At 40.3% G+C, this 21,843-nt stretch carries 21 protein-coding genes; 8 read left to right on the top strand and 13 right to left on the bottom strand.

Going from position 1 to position 21,843, the window contains the following annotated elements; genetic code table 11:
* Positions 1–443 precede the first annotated feature (443 nt).
* The 3 genes from RG963_RS06190 to RG963_RS06180 all read right to left on the bottom strand — a co-directional run bounded on the left by RG963_RS06190 (position 444) and on the right by RG963_RS06180 (position 2,657).
* Positions 444–806: a nascent polypeptide-associated complex protein gene (locus RG963_RS06190; protein ID WP_310575406.1), complete on the bottom strand. Its 363-nt coding sequence runs from the start codon at positions 804–806 to the stop codon at positions 444–446.
* An 82-nt stretch (positions 807–888) separates the two neighbouring features.
* Positions 889–1,209, bottom strand: a complete 321-nt coding sequence (locus RG963_RS06185) for a HesB/IscA family protein (RefSeq protein ID WP_310575405.1) — start codon at positions 1,207–1,209, stop codon at positions 889–891.
* Positions 1,210–1,505: 296 nt separating this feature from the next.
* Positions 1,506–2,657 (bottom strand): hypothetical protein, encoded by a 1,152-nt coding sequence (locus RG963_RS06180; RefSeq protein ID WP_310575404.1) that lies wholly within the window; start codon positions 2,655–2,657, stop codon positions 1,506–1,508.
* A 166-nt stretch (positions 2,658–2,823) separates the two neighbouring features.
* Between RG963_RS06180 and RG963_RS06175 the strand changes: the two genes are divergently transcribed.
* Both RG963_RS06175 and hisI read left to right on the top strand, forming a co-directional pair.
* The gene (locus RG963_RS06175) at positions 2,824–4,803 is read left to right on the top strand and encodes an amylo-alpha-1,6-glucosidase (protein WP_310575403.1); all 1,980 of its coding nucleotides are present in this window, start codon (positions 2,824–2,826) and stop codon (positions 4,801–4,803) included.
* A gap of 192 nt (positions 4,804–4,995) precedes the next feature.
* Positions 4,996–5,358 (top strand): phosphoribosyl-AMP cyclohydrolase, encoded by a 363-nt coding sequence (hisI, locus tag RG963_RS06170; protein WP_310575402.1) that lies wholly within the window; start codon positions 4,996–4,998, stop codon positions 5,356–5,358.
* Positions 5,359–5,667: 309 nt separating this feature from the next.
* Here hisI and RG963_RS06165 read toward each other — a convergent pair whose 3' ends face one another.
* Entirely contained in the window at positions 5,668–6,090 is a 423-nt protein-coding gene (locus tag RG963_RS06165) for a hypothetical protein (RefSeq protein WP_310575401.1), read from the bottom strand.
* Between the two features lie 999 nt (positions 6,091–7,089).
* Here RG963_RS06165 and RG963_RS06160 point away from each other — a divergent pair.
* From RG963_RS06160 to RG963_RS06150, 3 genes are all read left to right on the top strand, one after another.
* Positions 7,090–9,012: a PINc/VapC family ATPase gene (locus RG963_RS06160; RefSeq protein ID WP_310575400.1), complete on the top strand. Its 1,923-nt coding sequence runs from the start codon at positions 7,090–7,092 to the stop codon at positions 9,010–9,012.
* Positions 9,013–9,170: 158 nt separating this feature from the next.
* Complete coding sequence (locus RG963_RS06155) at positions 9,171–10,037, top strand: hypothetical protein (RefSeq protein ID WP_310575399.1); 867 nt, start codon at positions 9,171–9,173, stop codon at positions 10,035–10,037.
* 155 nt (positions 10,038–10,192) lie between these two features.
* A complete protein-coding gene (locus RG963_RS06150; protein ID WP_310575398.1) occupies positions 10,193–10,888 on the top strand; it encodes a LysE family transporter in 696 nt (231 codons plus the stop codon).
* 123 nt (positions 10,889–11,011) lie between these two features.
* Here RG963_RS06150 and RG963_RS06145 read toward each other — a convergent pair whose 3' ends face one another.
* The 9 genes from RG963_RS06145 to kaiC form a co-directional block, all read right to left on the bottom strand.
* Positions 11,012–11,473, bottom strand: coding sequence for a carboxypeptidase regulatory-like domain-containing protein (locus RG963_RS06145; RefSeq protein ID WP_310575397.1), 462 nt, complete (start codon positions 11,471–11,473; stop codon positions 11,012–11,014).
* 42 nt (positions 11,474–11,515) lie between these two features.
* Positions 11,516–12,001 carry an Ig-like domain-containing protein gene (locus RG963_RS06140; RefSeq protein WP_310575396.1) on the bottom strand — a complete coding sequence of 162 codons (486 nt, stop codon included), beginning with the start codon at positions 11,999–12,001 and terminating at the stop codon, positions 11,516–11,518.
* A gap of 73 nt (positions 12,002–12,074) precedes the next feature.
* Positions 12,075–12,242, bottom strand: coding sequence for a hypothetical protein (locus RG963_RS06135; RefSeq protein ID WP_310575395.1), 168 nt, complete (start codon positions 12,240–12,242; stop codon positions 12,075–12,077).
* A gap of 1,308 nt (positions 12,243–13,550) precedes the next feature.
* A complete protein-coding gene (locus RG963_RS06130; protein WP_310575394.1) occupies positions 13,551–13,697 on the bottom strand; it encodes a hypothetical protein in 147 nt (48 codons plus the stop codon).
* 239 nt (positions 13,698–13,936) lie between these two features.
* Positions 13,937–14,077 (bottom strand): hypothetical protein, encoded by a 141-nt coding sequence (locus RG963_RS06125; protein WP_310575393.1) that lies wholly within the window; start codon positions 14,075–14,077, stop codon positions 13,937–13,939.
* Positions 14,078–14,551: 474 nt separating this feature from the next.
* Complete coding sequence (locus tag RG963_RS06120) at positions 14,552–15,832, bottom strand: sensor histidine kinase (protein ID WP_310575392.1); 1,281 nt, start codon at positions 15,830–15,832, stop codon at positions 14,552–14,554.
* Positions 15,833–15,857: 25 nt separating this feature from the next.
* Positions 15,858–16,226, bottom strand: a complete 369-nt coding sequence (locus RG963_RS06115; RefSeq protein ID WP_310575391.1) for a circadian clock KaiB family protein — start codon at positions 16,224–16,226, stop codon at positions 15,858–15,860.
* Entirely contained in the window at positions 16,223–16,519 is a 297-nt protein-coding gene (locus RG963_RS06110) for a circadian clock KaiB family protein (RefSeq protein ID WP_310575390.1), read from the bottom strand. Before RG963_RS06110 ends, RG963_RS06115 begins: the two co-directional genes overlap by 4 nt.
* A gap of 31 nt (positions 16,520–16,550) precedes the next feature.
* Positions 16,551–18,008, bottom strand: a complete 1,458-nt coding sequence (gene kaiC / locus RG963_RS06105; RefSeq protein WP_310575389.1) for a circadian clock protein KaiC — start codon at positions 18,006–18,008, stop codon at positions 16,551–16,553.
* Between the two features lie 1,213 nt (positions 18,009–19,221).
* On the opposite strand from kaiC, the gene RG963_RS06100 reads away from it, so the two are divergent.
* The 3 genes from RG963_RS06100 (at position 19,222) to RG963_RS06090 (ending at position 21,686) form a co-directional block, all read left to right on the top strand.
* Positions 19,222–19,437, top strand: coding sequence for a hypothetical protein (locus tag RG963_RS06100; RefSeq protein WP_310575388.1), 216 nt, complete (start codon positions 19,222–19,224; stop codon positions 19,435–19,437).
* A 122-nt stretch (positions 19,438–19,559) separates the two neighbouring features.
* A complete protein-coding gene (hisH, locus tag RG963_RS06095) occupies positions 19,560–20,168 on the top strand; it encodes an imidazole glycerol phosphate synthase subunit HisH (RefSeq protein WP_310575387.1) in 609 nt (202 codons plus the stop codon).
* 186 nt (positions 20,169–20,354) lie between these two features.
* Positions 20,355–21,686 (top strand): AIR synthase-related protein, encoded by a 1,332-nt coding sequence (locus tag RG963_RS06090; RefSeq protein ID WP_310575386.1) that lies wholly within the window; start codon positions 20,355–20,357, stop codon positions 21,684–21,686.
* Positions 21,687–21,843 lie beyond the last annotated feature (157 nt).

Genomic DNA, 21,843 nt, shown 5'->3' with positions numbered 1-21,843 from the left:
TACCCTATACTACTTTAAATCTATTCTAAACTTTTCTAAAATAGTTTTTTACTTTTTGTTTCGATACTGTTTTTACTGCTCTTTTACAATCTTTTAAATTACTTTTTGCTTTCTATTTTGATACTGTTTTTCATTGCTTTTGAAACCATTATTATTCTGAACTTTTTGCTTCTCTTACTATTAAATTTCAAAACATTTCTTAAATCTTTTCTCGCCTTTTCTCTGCTTGAGAATGCGAAGCGAATAAATGGACTGCCTGCTGCAAAGTTGCTTCTCTATAGTGTTTTTTTCTAATATTGGAAAAACGGCTATGAAAACTAACATTAAAGCAAGACTTAAAATAGGGTCCTAAAAAGAGGTATTTTCGAACAGATATTCTAAATTAGGTCTTAAATCCGAAGTAACTAAAAACTTATTAATAAATAACCTATAAATAAAAAAAATCAGGCAGAAGAAAGTGCCACAATGGCTTCTGCCAGATCTCCGTTTGAGCTTTTCAGGGCTTTCCTGGCTTCATCTTCAGAAACACCTGTTTGCTCCATTACAAGTTTTACATCATCTACGGGAATTTCCAGTTCTTTTGGAACTTCTTTTACGTCACCTACAATCTGGTACGTTTCCGAGCCCTGGACTTTCATGATAGAGACATTTGCATTCTCTATAATTATATTAGAGTCCGCAGTCTTTATAATTACTTCCTGAACATCCTTAAGCTCTTTGACATCAATCCCCATCTGTTTCATCATCTGCTTCATTTTAGCCGGATTCATTCCCCGGCCTCCCACGCCTCCCATTCCTGGAAACATAAATTCACTTCTCCTTTGTTTTTGTTTTCTTTTGCATCTTCAGGTAGGGTTTTTAATCCCTGAGCGCGGTTTTACTTTATCTTTAATGGCATCCGCCGCCACAGGTACCGCATCCACCGGCTGTGGGGTTGCGGATAAGGAATCCTTTCCCATTCTCGTCTTCAACAAAATCAATGCTGCCCTCAGAAAAACTTGTTTCGATATCTTTATTCATAATGAGTTTGATTCCGTTGCTTTCCATCGTTACATCGTCTTCCTTCACTTCATCGTCAAAGGCCAGCCCATACTGAACTCCGCTGCAGGCAACCCCGGCAACAAAAATTCTAAGGGCAAGTTCAGGCTTCTCTTCCTGTTCGAGCAGTGTCTTCAGTTCTGAAGCAGCTTTTTCTGTTACTTCGATCATTTATGCACCTCTTTTTTTACTTTCGATACTTCTAAAATATTTCCGTACCTATTTTCTACAAGATGTCATCCGTTACAGCTTACAGATAATTTCCAAACGTTATATACTCTTCCATCTGACGCATATAACATTTATTAGAATTTGCGCTTTATTTCCCTGAAAAATACTTTTTCGCAGGAATTTCTGGGAGAGTAGGATGTGGACTCCTTTTAAGAAATCCTAATATTCTGCTAATACATAAATATATTTTCTGTTTTATATATTTTTCTTCCAATTTTTTTTTGCAGACTTTCAATTTACAGGAATTCAGCATCCTCATCTATAGGCTCTTCCAAAACTTTTGCATTATAAGCATTGATCTCCAGAGAATTACGTTTTCCCTTCACTTCCCAGAAAGGAATGTAAACAAGCTCCATGTCAAGTTCTATTTCTTCAGGTCTTGGGCTAATACTCCTTTGTTCATATATAATTGCCTGTCCTTCCATATTGTTAGAGCGCATCTCGCGCGTATTCTCCTCTATAATTAAACCTAGAAGGATCTTTTCTGCCTGTTTTCTATCTACATTCGGCCTTTTCAATTCATATTGCACAGAAGGAATCCTTGTAGGTGCGTCAAGACCTTCGATTTCCATTTCTTCCCTTGACTTATTTAGCGCGTTAAGAAAACCTTTTCCTTTTCCGGCAATACTCAGAACTTTTGACCTGAAGCGTTTTTCAGCCTCAACATTATATCTGTATTTCCAGAAAGGCACGAACTTCAAAATTGCATCCTTAGGGTTACTGAGATAGGGTTTTGCAATGATAATTGCCTGATCTTTAGAAATCTTTGGCTCTACTGACTGTATATTAAGCATTTCATAAGAGTCGGATTTAGTAACCTCAGCCTGCTCAAGTTTCTTTGAATTTTTTCTCTCATTATAAATCCGCGGCAGGGATCTGGTTTCAAAAGAGATCTTTTCTCTCTCTGCCGGCTGGCTCTTATGTGGTAAGAGTTCTCTATTAGCGTAAGGTTCCTGCCTGAACTCCTCAGCTTTCCAGCTTTCGACGGGCATTTCAAAAGTTTGTTCCCTTAGTGAATTTCGCTTATCATTTGTTGGTGAGATTTCTGGCTCAGAACAAGAATCTTTTGCCTTCTGTTCCATGTTTAAAAGTACTGCTCTTCCTATCTGAAGGGCCAGTTCGTCTCTATCCCAGATATAAATCCCAAGTTCAGCCGCATAATCAATTAATTCTCTAGATGTTTTCCGGGTCATCACATAGATTCCTGTACACTCCTCTATCTTTTCGGAAAAGGCTTTTATTTCTTCGTAATCTGGCTGCAGGGCACACCTGACATAAGCCTGATGCTCGTTTTTCTCCACAAGAATGTCAAACTGGCTAGAAATTATGACATTGTATCCGGATGATTTGAAGATATCAACAAGGATTTCTAAAAGGTCTTGCTTCATGATTCTCACTTTCTTATGTCCTGCACAGCTAAAATAGTTTATGTTTACACTTAAAATATAATAATTTCATATCCTTATTATAAGCTGAGTTTTTCTATTTTAATATTTTTTAACTCTTTCTTCCGAACATACAGCTATTAATAAATCAAATACTAATAAGACACGTATGAGTGGAATCAGGCTTGGAGCAGATTCCTTTTCCACATATGAAGAAGGAATCAAGAAAGAGTGGGTCGTAGGAAACGGACTCGGGGGATACGCCTCATCTACAATCATCGGGGCCGGAACAAGGACTTACCACGGACTGCTTGTGGCAGCTCCAGAAAACTCTTCAGGAAGGTTTGTACTGCTTTCTTCTCTGGATGAGGAAATTTCCCTCAACGAAGAGATTTATCGACTTGCAACTCACAAATATCCGGATACTATTTCTCCTACTGGCTTCAATTACCTTTCCAAATTCATTCTTGCTCCTTTCCCTCTGTGGGTTTACCAGCCCGGCGTTTTTACCGTAAAGAAAAAGATCTTTACGGTTCATGGTAATAATACAACCTGTATTCTTTATGATCTCAGATCCCGGAGAGAAGGAGCTTTGCTAAGGATTTTTCCTCTTGTAAACTCCAGAAATTTTCATTACACTACTCACTCAGGAGATCTTTCCTTTTCCCAGAAAGCCGATTCTACGGGAGTAAAACTGGAAAGCTCTAACGGTTTTGCTTTCTCGCTTTCATCCAATCTCCAGTACCATTCTGATCCTGTCTGGTACTATAATTTTGAGTATGATACTGAGAAGCAACGAGGATGTAATTTCCAGGAAGATAGCTTCAATCCCGGATATTTCGAAAACAAACTTAAACTAGGAACCTCACGTTTTTTCATTGCCGCTTCAACACACGATATTTCTTCCCTTACTCTCGAGCAGGTAGAGGAACTCTATACGAGGGAAGTATACAGGCAAAATCTCCTTGCTTTCAATTCAAGGCTTACTGAGCCCTTCGCCCTTAAACTTCTCAGGGCAGCAGACTCTTTTGTAGTGAAAAATCCTTCCTCAGGTGAAAATACAGTGATTGCAGGATATCACTGGTACGATGACTGGGGGCGGGACACTATGATCTCTCTACCTGGCCTGCTTTTAATTCCCCACCGCTTCGAGGAAGCCAGGTCCATTCTCAAAAATTTCTCCATTCATTGTCGGAAAGGCTTGATCCCGAACACCTTCCAGGCTCTCGGAGGAGAACCAGTCTACAATACAGTGGACGCTTCTCTCTGGTTTATTCATACTCTGAGCCGCTATTTTGCATATACAAAGGACTTGCTGTTTATCTCGGATGTCTGGGATACCGTAGATAGTATCATAGATAATTACCGTAAAGGCACAGACTTCGGAATCGGCATGGATCCCGATTATCTTATCCGGCAAGGGCCTCAACTAACCTGGATGGATGCTAAAATCGGAGAATTAGCAGTAACCCCAAGAGCAGGTAAAGCCTGTGAGATAAATGCTCTCTGGTATAACGCCCTGAAAATTACCTCCAACCTGGGTAATCTTCTCGGCAAAGATATTTCCTCATATGAGACTCTTGCAGCCGGAGTATCTTTGAATTTTGAGAATGTTTTCTGGAACCCGGAAACTAATTGTCTCTTTGACCTCGTATTTCAGGACGAGGCAGGAAACCAAGTTAAAGATCCTGCAATCCGCCCCAATCAGATCTTCGCAGTGACTCTTCCTTATACTATGCTTTCCCCTGATAAAGAAAAAGCGATTGTGGACAGAGTTGAAAAAGACCTTCTGACACCCTTTGGGCTTAGAACCCTCTCAAGTGATCATCCCTCTTATGTAGGGCATTATTACGGAGACGCTGTAACCAGAGATACAGCCTACCATAACGGGACCGTTTGGCCCTGGCTCCTTGGAGCCTATGTGAAAGCTTATCGGAAGGTCCATAATTATTCAAAACAAAGTCTTGAAGATATGCGGGACCTTCTGCAGGGTTTTGATATGCACCTTGAAACAGCAGGTGTCGGAACCATTTCTGAAGTATTTGATGGTGACTATCCTTACTCTCCGGGTGGCTGCATTTCTCAGGCCTGGAGCGTTGCGGAAATTTTCAGGGCGTATGTAGAGGATGTACTGGGAATCAAGCCTTGAAAAAGGAGTCCGGTTTAATACCTTTACTGGATTCATTTATTCATTTCATATTTTTTCCTAAGATGGTATAGTTCACAATACCAGTTATATTACAGCTTTCTTTGATGGTTGTGGACTCTTCCTATTTCTCTATCGTCTTTCTTAATATTTCATCCTCTCTCTTTTTTATACTAGTTTCGCAATCTATCTCTCATGATCGATTTTGACACCTTGAAATATGATAACGGGCTGATCCTTGCTGTTGTTCAGGACCAGATGAACAGAGAGGTGCTGATGTGCGCCTATATGAACCGTGAAGCTCTTGAGAAGACTGTAGAAACAGGAATTGCACATTTCTGGAGCAGGAGCAGACAACAATTATGGAAAAAAGGAGAAACCTCGGGACATATACAGAAAGTAAAAGATATCAGGATCGACTGCGATATGGACTCTCTTCTGCTGCTGGTAGAACAGGTTGGAGGAGCCTGTCATATGGGATACAGGTCCTGTTTTTATCGAAATCTTGAAGGAGAGGTTGTGGGAGAGAAGGTCTTCGAGCCGGACGATGTATATTGAGTTTTAAAAATTTAATAAATGATTAATTATTTATTTCTTTTTTTTATTTTTATCTTTTTATGAGTAGGACTTACGCAGTTAAATTCGAAAACAGCAGCATGGGGCCTTAAACTGTCCTCCCTACAATATCTGTTACAGACTGCTCAAGTTTCATTTTAGTTCTTTTACTGCGTAAGTCCTATCATGAACGATTTTTAAATATATTTTAAGAGTCTTACTGCTTCTGTAATCCGACACGGAATTCTGCAAATGGGTCGTCGTTTGTATTGATTTATAAACAACTTAGTCCGTGGTTGGACTTGTAAACAGTTAATAATCCCACCAGTCGTCAAAACCGTTGTCTCTACATCCTGCGACACAGCCGCGAATGTTAAAATACTTTGTTTTGAAATTTTCACAGAAATCGTCTCTGCAGCCACAGTCAAAGCCGCCCCAGCCACAGCCAAAACAGTTATTTGCTGCAGAGTATGACACTCTGTTGTCAAACACTCTGTTGTCCACTTTTTCTCTAGCTACTTCTTTAACCACTTTCTCTTTCGCTACCTTCTTAACTACTTTCTCTTTAGCGACTTTTTCTTTAGCGACCTTTTCATGAAGGTTGCTTTTGCATTTGTCGCTGCTAGTCTTTGAGTACCACGCATTTGCTGACGCAGCTGTCAAAGATATTACAAGAAAGACAGCCAACAAAATAATAACGGTTTTTTTTATTTTGCTAAACCTTTGCTCTCCCATATATTGCCTCCATCATTTTGGTTAATTCGATACAATTCCACTTTTGTCGGCTTCTTAATTCACTGTCTATGGGCAAATGTACTTACTTTAAGAATCAATCATCCACGTACATTTTTGGAAGACTACTTAATTAGTCAATTATATCCCTTCATTATTTGCCGATAAAAGTGATTTTTTATTGTATCACTAGTGAATTATTATCCAATGAATATAATAATTAACGAAATATAATTTAGAAACCAATATTAATTGAAATCTGTTTATTTATATTCATATTTATAATAATTATGTATACTATTATTATATTTTGGAATATTATCCAATAATATATCTAACAGTTTTTATTAATCATCAAATTTGTAATTTTAATTCCTACTTTTTTCTTTTAGTTAATCCTAAAACCCATCCTATTTTAATCTCTTGGATTTTTCAGGCTTATTTTCACTATTAGGAACTTGATCGGTCACTTAAAATACTAGATTAGAACAAAATATGAATCTTGATTGCAAAAATAACAACTATGGAATCAACTTCATGATAATAACAATCTCTTCATGAGCTCATCCCAAAAACAATTTTATCCAAAATCGATAAGAATTTCAAAAATAATTTTCATTAACAGAAACCTTGATTAATTCTCCAGAATACGAGATCTGAGAATCAATTTCGAGTTCTGGGATTAGCTCAATATTAAACTCCCTACACCTAACGATAAAAATTGGATCAGTTTTAATTTTTAAAAACATTAAAAGCCAATGACTTTGATCTAAGGTCATTATTTTTAGTAGTCTCAACAGCTGAACTTCAAAAAAGCCTCAGTAAAATCATACACATAAGGCTAAATTCGTTTTAACCTTTGCTCCATAATTTTCCTCCCTTTTTGCTTCTTTTTGTCTATTCGAACAACAAATCAAGATGATGCGCCATCCAGCCACTAAGAAATAACTTATGATTTTCCAGAGGTTTTATTATATACTTTCTAGCTCTATATCCCCTTATATGGCTGAAGAAAAGCAGATATGGAGGATCGTTCCGGATACAAGCATAATTATTGACGGGAGGCTTTCATCCCGCGTTAGAAGCGGTGAGTTCAGGGGTGCTGAGATTGTCATCCCTGAAGCTGTGGTATCGGAACTTGAAGCTCAGGCAAACAGGGGAAGAGAAATAGGTTTCAAAGGGCTTGAAGAGCTGTCGGAACTTCGCAAGCTTGCAGATAGGGGTGAAATTCTCCTTCAATTCCGAGGGGTTCAACCCACTTTTGAGGAGATTAGGCTATCTAAAGAGGGCAGGATGGATGCCCTTATCCGAAGTACGGCTATCGAAGTCGGTGGGCTGTTTTTAAGCGAAGACCGGGTACAGTCTCTTATAGCTAAAGCAAAGGGGCTCGATGTTGAGTACATGCATCCAAAAACTCTGGACCCCTCAGAGTTTGGGCCGCTCAAAATAGAGCATTTTTTCACTGACGATACAATGTCTGTCCACCTCAAAAATGGTGTCTCCCCTATGGCCAAGAAGGGTCCGGTGGGGAACGTGCGTTATGTAAGGATCCGTGAAGAACCTGCTACTTCTTCGGAACTTTTCAGTATCTCGAAAGAACTCATTGAGAGGGCGAGGCTGGATCCGGAATCTTTCATCGAGATGTCCTCAAGTGGGGCTACTGTCCTGCAGATCCGGAACATGCGAATTGCTATTGCTCGCCCGCCTTTTTCCGATGATATGGAAATTACTACTGTCAGGCCAACTGTTGTTGTGGATCTTGAACACTACCGCCTGAGTGATAAACTCAAAGAACGTATCGCCAGCCAGCGTGGAATTCTTATTGCCGGGCCTCCCGGGGCCGGAAAATCTACTTTTGCTGCGGGGGTCGCCCGTTACCTGAATGACCACGGGCAGGTGGTCAAAACTATGGAATCCCCAAGAGACCTGCAGGTGCCTCCTGAGATCACCCAGTATTCGCCTTTGAATGGAAGAATGGAAGATACTGCGGATCTTTTGCTTCTGGTCAGGCCGGATTATACTATATATGACGAAGTCCGGAAGACCGGTGATTTCTTGGTTTTTGCAGATATGCGTCTTGCAGGCGTGGGAATGATCGGGGTAGTGCATTCAACAAGAGCAGTGGATGCCATTCAACGCCTGATAGGAAGGGTCGAACTGGGTGTAATTCCCCAGGTAGTGGATACTGTTATTTTTATTGATAAAGGAGAAGTTGCAAAGGTTCTGGTGCTTGCATTTACAGTTAAGGTTCCTCATGGGATGGTTGAGCAGGATCTTGCAAGGCCCGTGATTACTATTGCAGATTTTGAGACCGGGAAAGTCGAATACGAGATTTACACGTATGGAGAGCAGGTTGTTGTTATGCCAATAGGTCCTTCTATTGAAGGCAGGAAACCTGCATGGAAGCTTGCGGAAGAAGAAATAAGGAATGTTGTTGGCAGGTACGCATCTGGCCCTGTTGAAGTGGAAGTAACTTCAGACGACAGTGCAATCGTAAAGGTCCGGGACGAAGAGATGCGAAAAGTCATTGGTAAAGGTGGAAACGTTATTGACCGGATAGAAAGTATTCTGGGGTTCCATATTAATGTCAGGGAGATGCAGGGCGAAGCTCCAAAGGCTGCAAAAGGCCGAAAGTACGGAGCCCAAAGTAGAGTTCCTCCGGAGAAAGCAAGTCTATCTGGTATCGAAAGGGCAGCTACTGCTTCTTCTGTTCATCCTCTCATCGAAAAGAATAAGAAGCACCTTATCCTTGGCGCTCTGGAACTCGCAGGAAAGGATGTGGAAATATTCCTTGAAGATGAATACCTTTTCAGTGCAACCGTAAGCCGACACGGAGAAGTAAAACTTAGAGTAAACTCAGACCTTGCATCCGATATTATGGAGGCTCAGGATAGAGGGGAACTAATCGAAGTCCGGCTGATCTGATTTCTCCAATTTCATTTTTTCAAGCTGTTTTCCTTCTTTTATTTATTTTTTACTTTTAATCATTCTTCCACTTATTTTTTACTTTTAATATTATATCTGATTTTCAAAATTTTTATATAGTGTTGGACACGATTAATTATACTTACTTTTTAGGGGTAATGGTTCAATTGAATAAGTTATACCAAGCAGAGCCAGAAATCAGGGAGGATTTGCAGGGAAGGATTGAAGTTTTCGATCAGAGCATCAGGAGTTTTGAAAAAAGGCTCAGGGCAGTCGAGAGGCGCCTTTCTCTGGAAACTCCTCCTGCAAACCAGGCTGGGAGAGTTTTTTCCGGAAATTTCTCAGGTTCTTTCCCGGAAGAAAATTCAGGGAGTGTTGCTGCAGGTTCATCAGTTTTTCCACAGGGGCCTTCTGTTTCTACTGAATCCTCCGTTCCTGGAAATTCTTTTCTTTCTGATTCAGTTCCGTCACTTTCAGAGAGGAACATTTCAAGTTTTGCGTTCAGTGCGGTCCTTCCTTCTGGCGAAACCTCGCATCTTTCCCTGACTTCTGTAGATAATTCTTCTGAAGTTTCCGGAACCGGATATAAAATCAGGAGCATAAATGAAGTTTTTTCCAGCATTTCAGAAAGTCTGCGTTCTCTTCAGGCTGCAGTATCCGAACTGTCAAATTTTGCTCATAACAACCTGGAATCCGAAATCGAAAAACTGAATATGGAAATTGGGAATCTCAAAGCTCAGGAAAACACAAAAAACGCATATATAAAAGAGCTTGAGTCCCGTATCGAAATCATTGAGAACCAGAACAGGTTAACTCTCGGCTCAATGAAGATTCCCTTTGAGATTTCAGGAGTTGCCGGATCTTCAGTTCTCTTCCTTACCGGATTTCTTGTCTGGTCTGGCCGATGGGATGTCATAAGGTCTCCTTATTTCTCTACCGGGCTTGCCGTGCTGATGGCAGGAGCCGTCTTAATGAAGTTTTATCTGGTAAACCACAAAAAAAAGTCGTTAACAGATAAAGTATGAAACAGAATATGAAAAATCTGTGTATTTAATATTAAACTGGAAAATGCTTATTTTCTTGATACAGTCACAAATGCTGTTAATGGTCAGTCTCCATAAATATTTATATAATTACTTCTTTCATTTATGTAATCTTATTTTTTTCTCCTGGGGACATTATGATAGAACTGACCAAAGCTCTGATTCTGGGTTTTACAGTAGGCATATCTGCAGCCATCGTTCCCGGGCCCATGATGTTCGCAGCGATTGCGGCATCTATTAAGAACGGCTGGAGAGCAGGGCCTTCAATTTTTATAGGGCATGCCCTGGTAGAGCTGGCCATTTTTGTAATTATCCTGGTAGGTGTATCGTCTTTTCTCGGAAAAACAATTATTTCATATATGGCTGTAATAGGCGGTTTGGTTATGTTACTTTCCGGGCTGGTAATGATAAAAAGCGCAAAAGAGGCTTCTACGATGGATATTTCCATTTCAGCCAGTAACCTGAATTTATCTTCTGGTCCGGCCCCTGTAAGAACTATAACCTCTGCATTGAATCCTTTCTCAGGTCCGATATCTGCAGGAATTGTGACTTCCGCATTGAATCCTTTTCTTGTTATATGGTGGCTAACAGCGGGCAGTGCGATTGTCCTTCAGGAATACATGATAGGTATCTTTGCAGTAGTCGCATTTATTGTCGGGCACTGGATAGCAGATCTTGGAGTCCTGATAGCAGTATCCTCATCCTTTTCACAAAGAAACAAAATCCTTTCACAGCGCACTCATGAAATAATGGTATACTTATGCGGTGGATTTATGGCTTTTTTCGGTCTGTGGTTCATCATAAATAACAGTAGTATTGCTGCAATGATCTGACTTTATGATCTAAATATAATCTGAATTTATAATCTAAATTCAGGATCCACAAATACTGGTTTTTCAGAATTTCAATCTACGTTTTTCCCTTTTTTTCGAAAAAATCGGAAATATCAGGAGCATTTAGCTTCGGATTACCTTCAAAAAATGGTCGCTGGTTAAGTCCCTGTATCCTGCTCTCATCACTTTTATGGATATATACCCTTCAGCTTTTCCTGAAGGCAACTCAGGGTTAATAATTTTTATTGTTACATTTCCGGTAGGGTCAGTGACGCCTGAATACGCTTTTTTCCTATCAGGGCTCCAGGCAATCACATTTGCTTCCTCTATCCCGCGGTTATTCCTGTCAAGCACTTTTACAAGCAGACTCAGATTTGTTTCCTTTTCTGTCTCTAAGTCAGGTGAAGGTAACGAAAATGCGCTTATGTTTGCTGTTGCATACATGGATTCGGGGACAGTAGGGGCATTGCTGAGGGCGGAGAGAATTGCGTAAAATCCTATGAAGCCCACAACGGAAAGGACTACAATCCTTATTGGAAGCCCGACAGTTCCTGCTTCATTTCTTTTGAATTTTTCAGGCAGCATCTGCGCCTCCTCTCTATAGTTTTATCCCTGAAAAATGTGCAATTAACGAGTCTTGATAATCATGACTGCATCTTTTCTTTCGTAGTCATAGAAGCCGTCTGCCAGGATTTTCAGGTCCATTGTCCCTTCATTCTGGTTAGGGTCAAGCCTGAGACGTGCATTTTCCGCTGTTGTCAGGAAAGTGGTCCCGTCAATACCCGTAGTATTTGAAGCCGCACCGCCAAGCCCTCTCAGAATAACGTTTGCATTCCGTACCGGATTTCCATCCTTGTCAGTTGCCTTTACCACTACGGTTATGGAAAAAGGGGCTTCTGCGGTTTTAGAGTCCACTATTATTGAGTTCCCTTTCTGAAGGTTTCCTCCTTCAAGTCTTACCCCATCAACAAATACCGACATTTCCTTTGTTGGAGTCGGTATGATCGAAATAAGCGTTGCAAGGGCGACCATCCCGACAACAAGCATGACTACAATATTTATCGGGAGCTCCATGGCTTTCTCATCACGTCTGATCAATCTGAATTTTCCCATATTTTTCCCCCATTTTTTAATGATGTCAATTAATTTTTGAATATTTATCAATGTAGAGCTTTTTATTTATACTTTATTGGTTTTTATCTACAGTTTTTATGGAGGCCTTTGGCTTATTAAGGCAATTAATGATTTCCCTTCCAAAAGTACCTCTTACAAGTAAGTTTGGATTAGTTTCTCCTTCCTTCCCTGATTCAAGTGAAGGTTGAGAAAATGAGTTTACATTTGCTGTTGCAAACATAAGTTCCGGAGGAGTAGGAGCACTGCCGAGAGCTGAGAGTATTGCGCAGATTGATACATCTTATGTACAACCGGAAAGGATGCCGATATTATCGACCTATCGTAACTTTTCAACATGCGTTAATGACTTTTCGTATAGGCTCTAAATCGCTTATTGGAAAAAATGCCTCTCTGCTTTTCAATTCCCTTCTTAAAAAGCATAGTATTCGGTTATGGGGTTGCTCGCGGTGATATTCTAAAATAATGAAGAATCCTGAAAGCAATAATTCTGAAGACTGGGAAGCGAGGAAGTTTCCCAGTATCGTGCTGCACGTGCTGAAGATCAAACAGATGATAATCTAATCGGGGTGATCTGGTCAAAGAAGTATGGGCTGCGTCCTGATTTTGTGCAGACTTGGAAATATGTCTTAAGCACTCCGATGCTTTTCAAAAGCGATATGGATCGGGCGAGGCTTGGCCTGATAAAAATTGAGGATCATCCGAAGAAGCTGCAGAGGTATTCGGTGTTTGAGTCAGTTTACGTTCCGATTTGGGGCGCTTGATATTGTCAAGAGCAAGGCGCAGTAAATCGAAATACCCTAAGTGTTCGACTGCTGATATAAATTCCCTGCTTGGTAAGTTGGCGCTGGTAAAGTTGTGATTTGTGGTGGCTCGATGTTCACCGATGAAGAAAATGATATTCTGTTACGTGCTACTTTGGGGGTCGTGTAATGGTTGAAGCTTATTGTATCATGTTTGCAGGTGAACGCAGGTTCCTTCTGGAACCTCCTATGATGATATCTTGTGGCAAAAAAGGAAAGTTTCCGGAAAGGTCCGGAAAAGCTCGATAAAGTCCGTGAAGTTGTTTGGGTTCTCTGAGGTCGGGATGTTAATTCCAACAACAACTAATTTTTTTGAAGATGTCCGGGCTTTTTCGAGGCTTTAAGCCGACTGAAAGCGGAACGAAACGAAAAAAAAATCTTGTATTAATAGTATAGAAAAAAAAGTCGTCGTTGTTGTTGGTCGTTCGTTAATTGTTGAATACAAGTAGCGCGGGGCTGTGAGAAGGGCTGCTTATTTAGACCGTTCAACATCGAGTTCAGAAGACGTTTTCTTATTCTCTGTTTGATATCCAATTTCATGTGTTTTTCGATATGGTATTTGTTCTCTGAGACTTTATATGGATCAATGTCCGCTTTTTCATGTGAATATCGATGTATCATTTTTTTCCTTTCCTTTTTCCCTTCGCGTGTAACGGCAAACATAGAGAGCGGGCTCATGTTTTCGCCATCAGGCGAACACTTGATGTGTTCCGCGCTCTTATTGCCTATCACGCCGGGGGAAAAAACAGGCGGGGTTGTTCACTTTTTATTTCTTCTGTCCGACCCGGTGAGGCCATCGGGCCGTGGGCCTCCCGGATAGCACGCGAGCCTGTAGGTATCCAGACATTTATTTTCTGTTTCTCTTCTGGGGGCATAGGAAGTACTTAGGAAGCGATTTGATAATAAACATCCTGAAACTTCCTAGTATTGTGATTCCAAAGTATGTTCACAAGCCTAGCTTTTGAATAGATCTATTGATAAACGAATTTCCAGCTAAACAAGGGATTTATTTTGGAATCGATGCACTAGTTTCCTCATTACTTCCTAAAATTTCCTGATTGCTTCCTAAAATAGGAAATACTGGGAAGTTTTAGGAAGAGATTAGGAAATTTTATTATCGTCTTTTTTGACGTAGCCACCGGTCAAGATCTCTCCTATCCATGAACTTATCTAAAGCCTTTGACATCATTTTGCCTATTTTCATTCCTTTTTTAAATGCCTTTAAAAGTGACGTTTTTTTTCTTCTTCGTCCCATTGTCTTATCCTCTTTGTTTTTCGTTTTATGTCAATCAGTGATATCTCATAATATTTCCTATTTTATAATGCCTAAGTGTTTCTCATACCTTTTTTGCAGTTGATAGTTGGGGTTATCGAAGGAAACAAGTATATTCCCATATACTATGGAATGATCGAGAAAACAAACACATAGGCATTTGTGGAATATTTTGCCCGGAAAGGCCAATTTTCATTATAAAAAACAAGCGATAATATTGAAATTATACTCATAATATTACTTTGTCTCCAAAAGTTATGTCATTTCTGCATACTGGAGGTAATTTGCAATTTTTCTGCTATTTGTGATTTTACAGAACTTTTAACCACTGTGAAGATCATGTATAGTATTCATTTTGAAGGATGTTTTCGCTGCAATTAGCTTATTAAGTGACTCCAAAAGGAAAGAATCATTGCCATATCCCTTATTGGCTTTTCACATCGGCTTAATTATTCTTTATTCAACGAATTGTGGAGCTTGCACAGATGCCTGATTATTCTTTTCTTTTACCGTAAACCGCACAGTGAATTCAGTTCCATTGTTCCTTTTTAGTTCAAGTTCCCCATCTAACTGGTCAATAAGGGTTGTTACAAGTTGAAGTCCAAGGCTCTCAAGGTCTTCAATATCAATTTTCTCAGGAATGCCCACACCGTTGTCAGAAATGGTCAAGGTAAAAAGGTTACTCCCATCACTTTCATCTTTTTCCCTGCAAAGGTTGATTCTGATTTCTCCTATATCTTTGCCGGGAAATGCATGTTTGAGAGAATTGGAAACTAATTCATTGATGATAATACCCAATGGAACTGCGGTATCCATATCAAAGAAAAGGTTCTCTTCCAGGTCCAAGTTTAAGCTGACAGCGGTATTTCCAAGCCTGTATGTATGGAAAAGGTTATCAGCTAGTTTCTTAATGTACAGAGGAAAGTTTAGGAGTTCGAATCCTTCACTTTCGAACCCTTCACCTTTGAATCTGTTATCCTTATACAGTTCTTCATGGATTAGAGCCATAGATATTACACGGTTCTGGCTTTCTTTAAATGCATCTATGACTTCTGAATCTTCAATGCACTCTCTGTTACTAAATTTCTCAGCCTGAAGGTCAAGAAGGGAAGAAATTACCTGCAAGTTGTTCTTTATCCTATGGTGAATTTCCTGTTTACGGACTTTATCGATATTTTCTAAGATCTCTTCATTCTTCTTTTGCTCCGTCAGGTCTGTTACCACGATACACCAGGCACTTGGTGATTCTTTTGACTGAAATGCGTTGATGGACAGATACACAGGCAAATATGTGCCTCCTTTAGCCCGGAGATCGATTTCTTCCCTACCCTTCCCATGCTCCAAGAGAGCCTCAAATGTGGTCGTGTCCTCAGGCGCAATATATCGATAAATAGATGTGCCTACTATACCCTGTAAAGTCATCCTTAAATATTTTGCAAATTTGTGGTTGCAATAAAGGATAATGCCATCGTTGGTCAAAGTGGCAGTGCCTTCATTCATTGTTTCTACAAGGACACGGTATTCTCGGTCAGCACCGTCCAGAGTAAAGACCATCTCCCCTTCTGGTCTGGGTATCACCAAGGCATCTAGGTCTCCCTCACTAAGGGCACGCTTGAGTTCTTCCGACTCTTCAAGACGTGCTCTTAGGCTCTGTATTTCGTCTTTTAAAGAACGGATTTCATCTTTCAGTACTTGATAAGGTACTGACGCCGCGCTTTCTGCTCCTTCGGGATTCATATTTATACTGACCTTCTAAAGTCGATTATTCTTTAATGTCCTTTGATTTGATGTCCATTCCAAGCAGAACTCTATCAGTATTTGCCATGCTGCCAATTAGCTTTTTCAGTGGTAGTGGGAGCTCTTTTATGAGGGTAGGAGCCGCCACTATCTGACCATCTTTAGCGAAAATCGGGTTCTGATAGATATCAATGACCTCTAGCTGGTACTTGCCGGGCAGGTACTCTTCACATATGCGCTTTACATTATCTATCGCCTGCACCGATTTCGGGTTCATTCCCGCAACATAGAGGCGTAAAACGTATTTCTCATCTCTTGTTTTTGCAAAGGCTTCCTCAAAGGTTTCTGTGGAAATCTTGATCTCAGACGTCTTGGTCTCGTCATTATCGGTCATCGAATATCACTCGCTGGACGAAGGTCTAAACCTACCAGAACACGCTCTGTATTAGAGAGATCTCCTATAATTTTCTTTATCGGCTCAGGTAGCTTTCTAACCAGTGTTGGTATGGCTAATATCTGGTCTCCTTTAGCTAGTTGCGGGTTCTCCAGGAGGTCAATAACCTCGATTTTGTACCTTCCACATAGGTGCTCCTCGCATATCTTTTTTAAATTGGTAAAAGCCTCAAGGCTCTTCTTAGTCTGCCCTGCCACATATAGCTTCAAAGTGTATTCTTCTTCGTCAGACATATCATCCGGCTGAATAGACACAGACTCTAAATCATTTTGTGTTGCATTGCTCATCAGTATTCACATCCTGTATCTCTACCCCGTGATCAGTTAGTAGGTACTCCATAATCTGGTTGGAATGTTCCATGCCTCTTGACTTGATGACAGTGATGCGACGATTTCGCTCACCTTTATTCTCAAAGAAGCTAAGGTTGATCCATGTGTCTATGAGGGAAGATACTCCTTGAGCACCTATCCCTTCAGTGCTCTCATGTTCTACTAAACTGGTGCAAAAAGTCGTTATGCCTTTAATCTTCAGATAATCGATAATTCTAGTGAGCATGAACTGGACATCTTTTCGGGTGCCCACATTAATCAAGTTGGATATGGGGTCTATAATTACGATGGTTGGCTCAAATTTGTCTATGAGCCTGCGCATAGCTATCAAATGCATTTCCAGACCATACACCATAGGTCTGGAAGCATCGATCAGCATGAGACCGCTATCGATGTAGGGCTGGAAGTCTATACCTATAGATTTCATGTTCCTGATAATCTGGCTCGGCGACTCCTCAAAAGCGAAGTACAGGCAACGCTCTCCCCTTTCGCAGACAGATTTGGCAAACTCAGCCGCAAAACTTGTCTTACCTGTGCCTGCCGTTCCAGAGATAAGCACAGTAGAGCCACGATAATACCCCTTATCTCCAAGATTTGTATCCAGTTGTTTTATGCCAGTCGAGATTCTATCTGTGGATACCTCGTGCTCAAGACCTAAAGTTGTAATGGGCAGGACAGACATCCCATCTTTCTCTATCATAAAAGGATACTCGTTAGTGCCGTGTCTTGAGCCCCTATACTTAATGATCCTCAGCCGCCTTGTGGCTATCTGTTCTTCCATCCTGTTGTCGAGGAGAATGACACAATCTGCAACGTACTCTTCGAGTCCGTATCTGGTGAGAGTATTTTCTCCCCTTTCGCCAGTGACTATGGCTGTCACACCTTTATTCTTGAGCCAACGGAAGAGCCTGCGCAGTTCTGAGCGCAATATTGCTTCGTTCTGGAATCCAGAGAAGAGGACTTCCAATGTATCCAATACTACTCTTTTGGCACCTATGGAGTCAATAGCCGACCCAAGCCTTATAAACAGACCTTCGAGGTCGTATTCTCCTGTTTCCTCGATCTCAGTTCTTTCGATATAAACGTAATCGACTGCAAGCTTGTTCTTTGCCACAAGGTCATCAAGGTCAAACCCTAGAGAGGCAAAATTCTTGGCAAGCTCTTCTTCGGTCTCCTCAAAAGCCATGAAAACACCTGGCTCATTGTACTTTTCGGCTCCCTTAACAAGGAACTCCATAGACATAAGGGTCTTTCCTGAACCCGCACTTCCGCATACAAGTGTTGGACGACCTTTTGGGAGTCCACCATAGGTGATATCATCCAAACCATTTATCCCGGATGGAGATTTTTCCAATAATTTTTCTTTTAGGGTTGTGCTCGTTTCTTCAATCATTGAGATGCCTCTGGTATCAAAAATGCTGAGAGCACCATAGCAAAACATATGCTTTAAATTCATATTAATATATAAAATAGTATTATATAAGTGCTCTTCAATTATAATAACTATCGTTAATTTTGAAAGACAATAGATAGTAGATGCTTTGTATTGTACTGAGAGCCACAAAATAAATAAGTTTTCATTAAATTAAGGCAACATTAACCATATGATTAAAGACTGATTATTTAATAGGAATATTATAAAATAAATTTATTCAAATAGCGTATAAGACAACATTTTGTACAAAACTGTTAACTTTTTAGATTAATTTTATACAATCTTTCTCGTGCTGAATACGAACGTTTTAAGATAAAACGTTCGCGTTTTTATCGACGCACAGGTTTTATGGTATAACCTGTGCATTTTGACCATTTTTGACCCAATTTTGACCCAAAAATGAGGTAAAAAACGCATGAAAAACACAGGTTTAAATAAAAATTGTGTATGCTCATAGCTATGAAATGTCCTAAACAAGCTTATGAAAGAGACCCAGAAGTTTTGCATCTGTATGTCAAGGATATAAGAATCCTGACCCCTAATTATGAACAAGAAAAAAAGCATTAACAAAACAGTAACGCTCAGAAAACTCGTTCTTGGCCTATATAGAATAATTGACAGGGGTTTGGTAGATATCGCTTTTTCGTTGCCGATATTGTTTTTATTTGTTCTGGCTTCTTTGTTCCCTGTCGATTTGTGATCGCTTGAAATATTTTAAAAGACTTAAAAGGGTCTGTTTGGTGAAATAAACCGTTTTGATATCTTATTAATGAGAATATGTTAAACTGATAATGCTTATTGCCTTTGGTGTAAATCATATTAGTAGTAAATTTCAGATAAGAATCTTTCAAATCGTAATTCTTATAGGAATTTGTAAAGTATTACAACGATATTTATCGGGAGCTCCATGGCTTTCTCATCACGTCTGATCAATCTGAATTTTCCCATACTTTTCCCCAATTTCAACTCTATTAATTAATTTATATGCCTTTTTATCAATATTCAGACATTCTATTTATACTTTGGTTATCCTTAGTCCAAGCTTTTGTTATATGGGAAATATAATTTATATTTCTTCATTATAACTATATATTTATATAGCTCTTTTACCCATACTTTCCTTAATATTGTAGAACAACCTTAACAATTAAGAACGAGGGGAAACAGTTTTTTGACTCAAGAATGTTCTGACGACTCAAGCGAATCGGACCGTGACCATAGTTTCTTGTGTTTTTTCGGACTGCATAAATGGAAGCGAAAAAGCGGAGCATTGTGCTGTTTGCCAACAGTGCTCGAAAAACGCTATGAATGCATACGTTGTGGCAAATACAAGGTGATTTTTGAAAGGGAGAATAGATCTTACAGGCTTTTTGCTGACAGATATTGACCTGTAAAGGACTTCTAAATTCCTTTAATTTTTCTTCTTATTCCTTATCTCTTTTAATAACTTTTCTGCTGTTCCTTTCTTTGTCGTAAGCTTAATCTATTTTAACTTTATTTGTTAGAGCTATGAAAAGAATCGTGATTCTCGATTACGGGCTTGGAAATCTCCGCAGTGTTCAAAAGGGGCTCGAACACGTCGGATCCAGTCCCACAATCTCCGGGGATCCTGAGGAGATTCTTGCCGCAGACGGCGTAATTCTCCCTGGCGTCGGCGCTTTTGTGGATGCGATGAAGTGTCTTGCCCCAATCAAAGGGATTATCGAAGAATATGCACGATCAGGAAAGCCCATGCTCGGAATCTGTCTTGGACAGCAGGTTCTGATGAGCTCTTCTGAAGAAGGAAAGCTGACTGATGGGCTTAACTTTATTTCTGGCAAAGTGCTGCGTTTTCCTAAATCTGAATTAAAAGTACCCCACATTGGCTGGAATAATCTCAAAATCAAGCAAGATCACCCTTTGTTTGAAGGTATTCCTGATAACTCTTTCGTATATTTTGTGCATTCCTACTACGTGGACACAGCTCCTGAAAACACCCTTGCAGCCTGTAATTATGGGCTGGAGTTCTCAGCTTCTGTAGTAAACTCGAAAGGCAATGTAATGGGTACACAGTTTCACCCTGAAAAAAGCGGAACCACCGGGTTGAAGATCCTGAAAAACTTTGTAGAAATGTGTTGAAAGGATATATTCAGGAAATTTGCTTTCGCATTAAATCTTGAACTTTATTTTTCATTTTTGTCCAGGCGATTAAATCTGACTCCTTAGCATTTTATATTAAAGTATCTGGTATCAACAGATAATACTTGAACTCCAAATTCCTGCCCTGCACCTGTTAGGGTAGAAACGTCTGTGAGGATGGTTACGATGGATATAGAAGGTTATGCAAAACGGGCTCTCAGGAAGGACCCTTCAAACGAAACAGGGCTTGAGGTACAACTGACTTCAAGAATTCTTGAAATTAAAAATATAAGTCCGGAAAGGGCCCATGAGATCGCGACAGCGGTCGTTTGTGAGGCAAAAGCAACACTTAATGTGGAAGGAGATGTGTTAAGTTCTACCCTCTCGGGAGTGTCAATGGGGGAATTTGGGGTAGGCTCCAGGGGCACAGGGGACTTTTATGTTCACTCCAAGCTCGGGGAAGTTATAGGTTACACAGGTGCAGTTGTAGATAGTTCCGAGCTTGATGACTCAGGTGTTGTCAAAATCGGTGACGACTACCTGGTGGTCACGGTTGACGGCATCCATTCTCGTCTGAGCGACTTTCCTTTTCTCTCAGGTTTTCATGTAGCCAGGGCAGCTCTGCGTGATGTGTATTCCATGGGAGCCCGCCCACTGGCAATGCTTTCCGACATTCATATCGCAGATGATGGGGATGTCGCAAAGATATTTGACCATATTGCAGGAATAACCATGGTTTCGGAACTGACTGGAATACCCCTTATTACCGGAAGCACTCTTCGAATCGGTGGAGATATGGTTATAGGCGAACGCATGACAGGCGGCGTTGGTGCGGTAGGCGTGACTTCTTCTCTTACCTCTCGGAACCGGACACAGATCGGAGACCTTATTCTCATGACCGAAGGAGCAGGTGGGGGTACGATTTCTACAACTGCACTTTATTATGGAATGCATGATGTTGTTGAAGAGACTATTAATATCCGTTTTCTGGAAGCCTGTGAGATTCTGCTAGAGTCCGAGCTGTACAGAAAGGTCCATTCAATGACTGATGTTACCAATGGTGGAATTCGGGGAGATGCCAAAGAAATCTCAAAGACCGCAGGTGTGAAACTTGTCTTTGAAGAGGAAAAGATAAGGGCTCTCGTGAATCCAAAGGTGCTTTCAATGCTTGAGCTCCTGAAAATCGATTACCTTGGAGTATCTCTTGACGCCCTGCTTGTAATCGTCCCCCAGGCGTACGTTAATGAAATCCTTGATGCTGTCAGGTCTGCAGGCATTAAAATTGATGTTATAGGGCGCGTTGAGGAGGGAAATGGGGCTGAAATTTTCATAAATGGCGAATGCAGGGACTTTACACCCAGATTCAGAGAGTCAGCCTATACTCCTGTGAAAAAAGTCCACGGGGAAGAAAACCCCAGGGACTTTGAAGAAATGAGAGCAGCAATTGATAAGGCAGCCCTTGAAGCTATTGAGAAAAAACAAAAAGTCCTTGAAAAAATAAGAAAAAAGAATAAATAATGCTAGGTAAGCCTTAAACCAGGCTAAACCTTAAACTAGGCTAAACCTTAAACCAGGTTAAATATTACCCGGGCAGGTCTTAAACCATATTAAGTTTTAACAGTTTGAGCCCTAGAATAACTGAATCAGTAAACTAAAGTAAAAGTCAGAAAAGAGC

Source organism: Methanosarcina baikalica (assembly GCF_031461075.1).
GTDB lineage: Archaea > Halobacteriota > Methanosarcinia > Methanosarcinales > Methanosarcinaceae > Methanosarcina > Methanosarcina baikalica.
The sequence above is the reverse complement of the archived record's forward strand: the minus strand, read 5'-3'. Positions and strand labels throughout refer to the sequence as shown.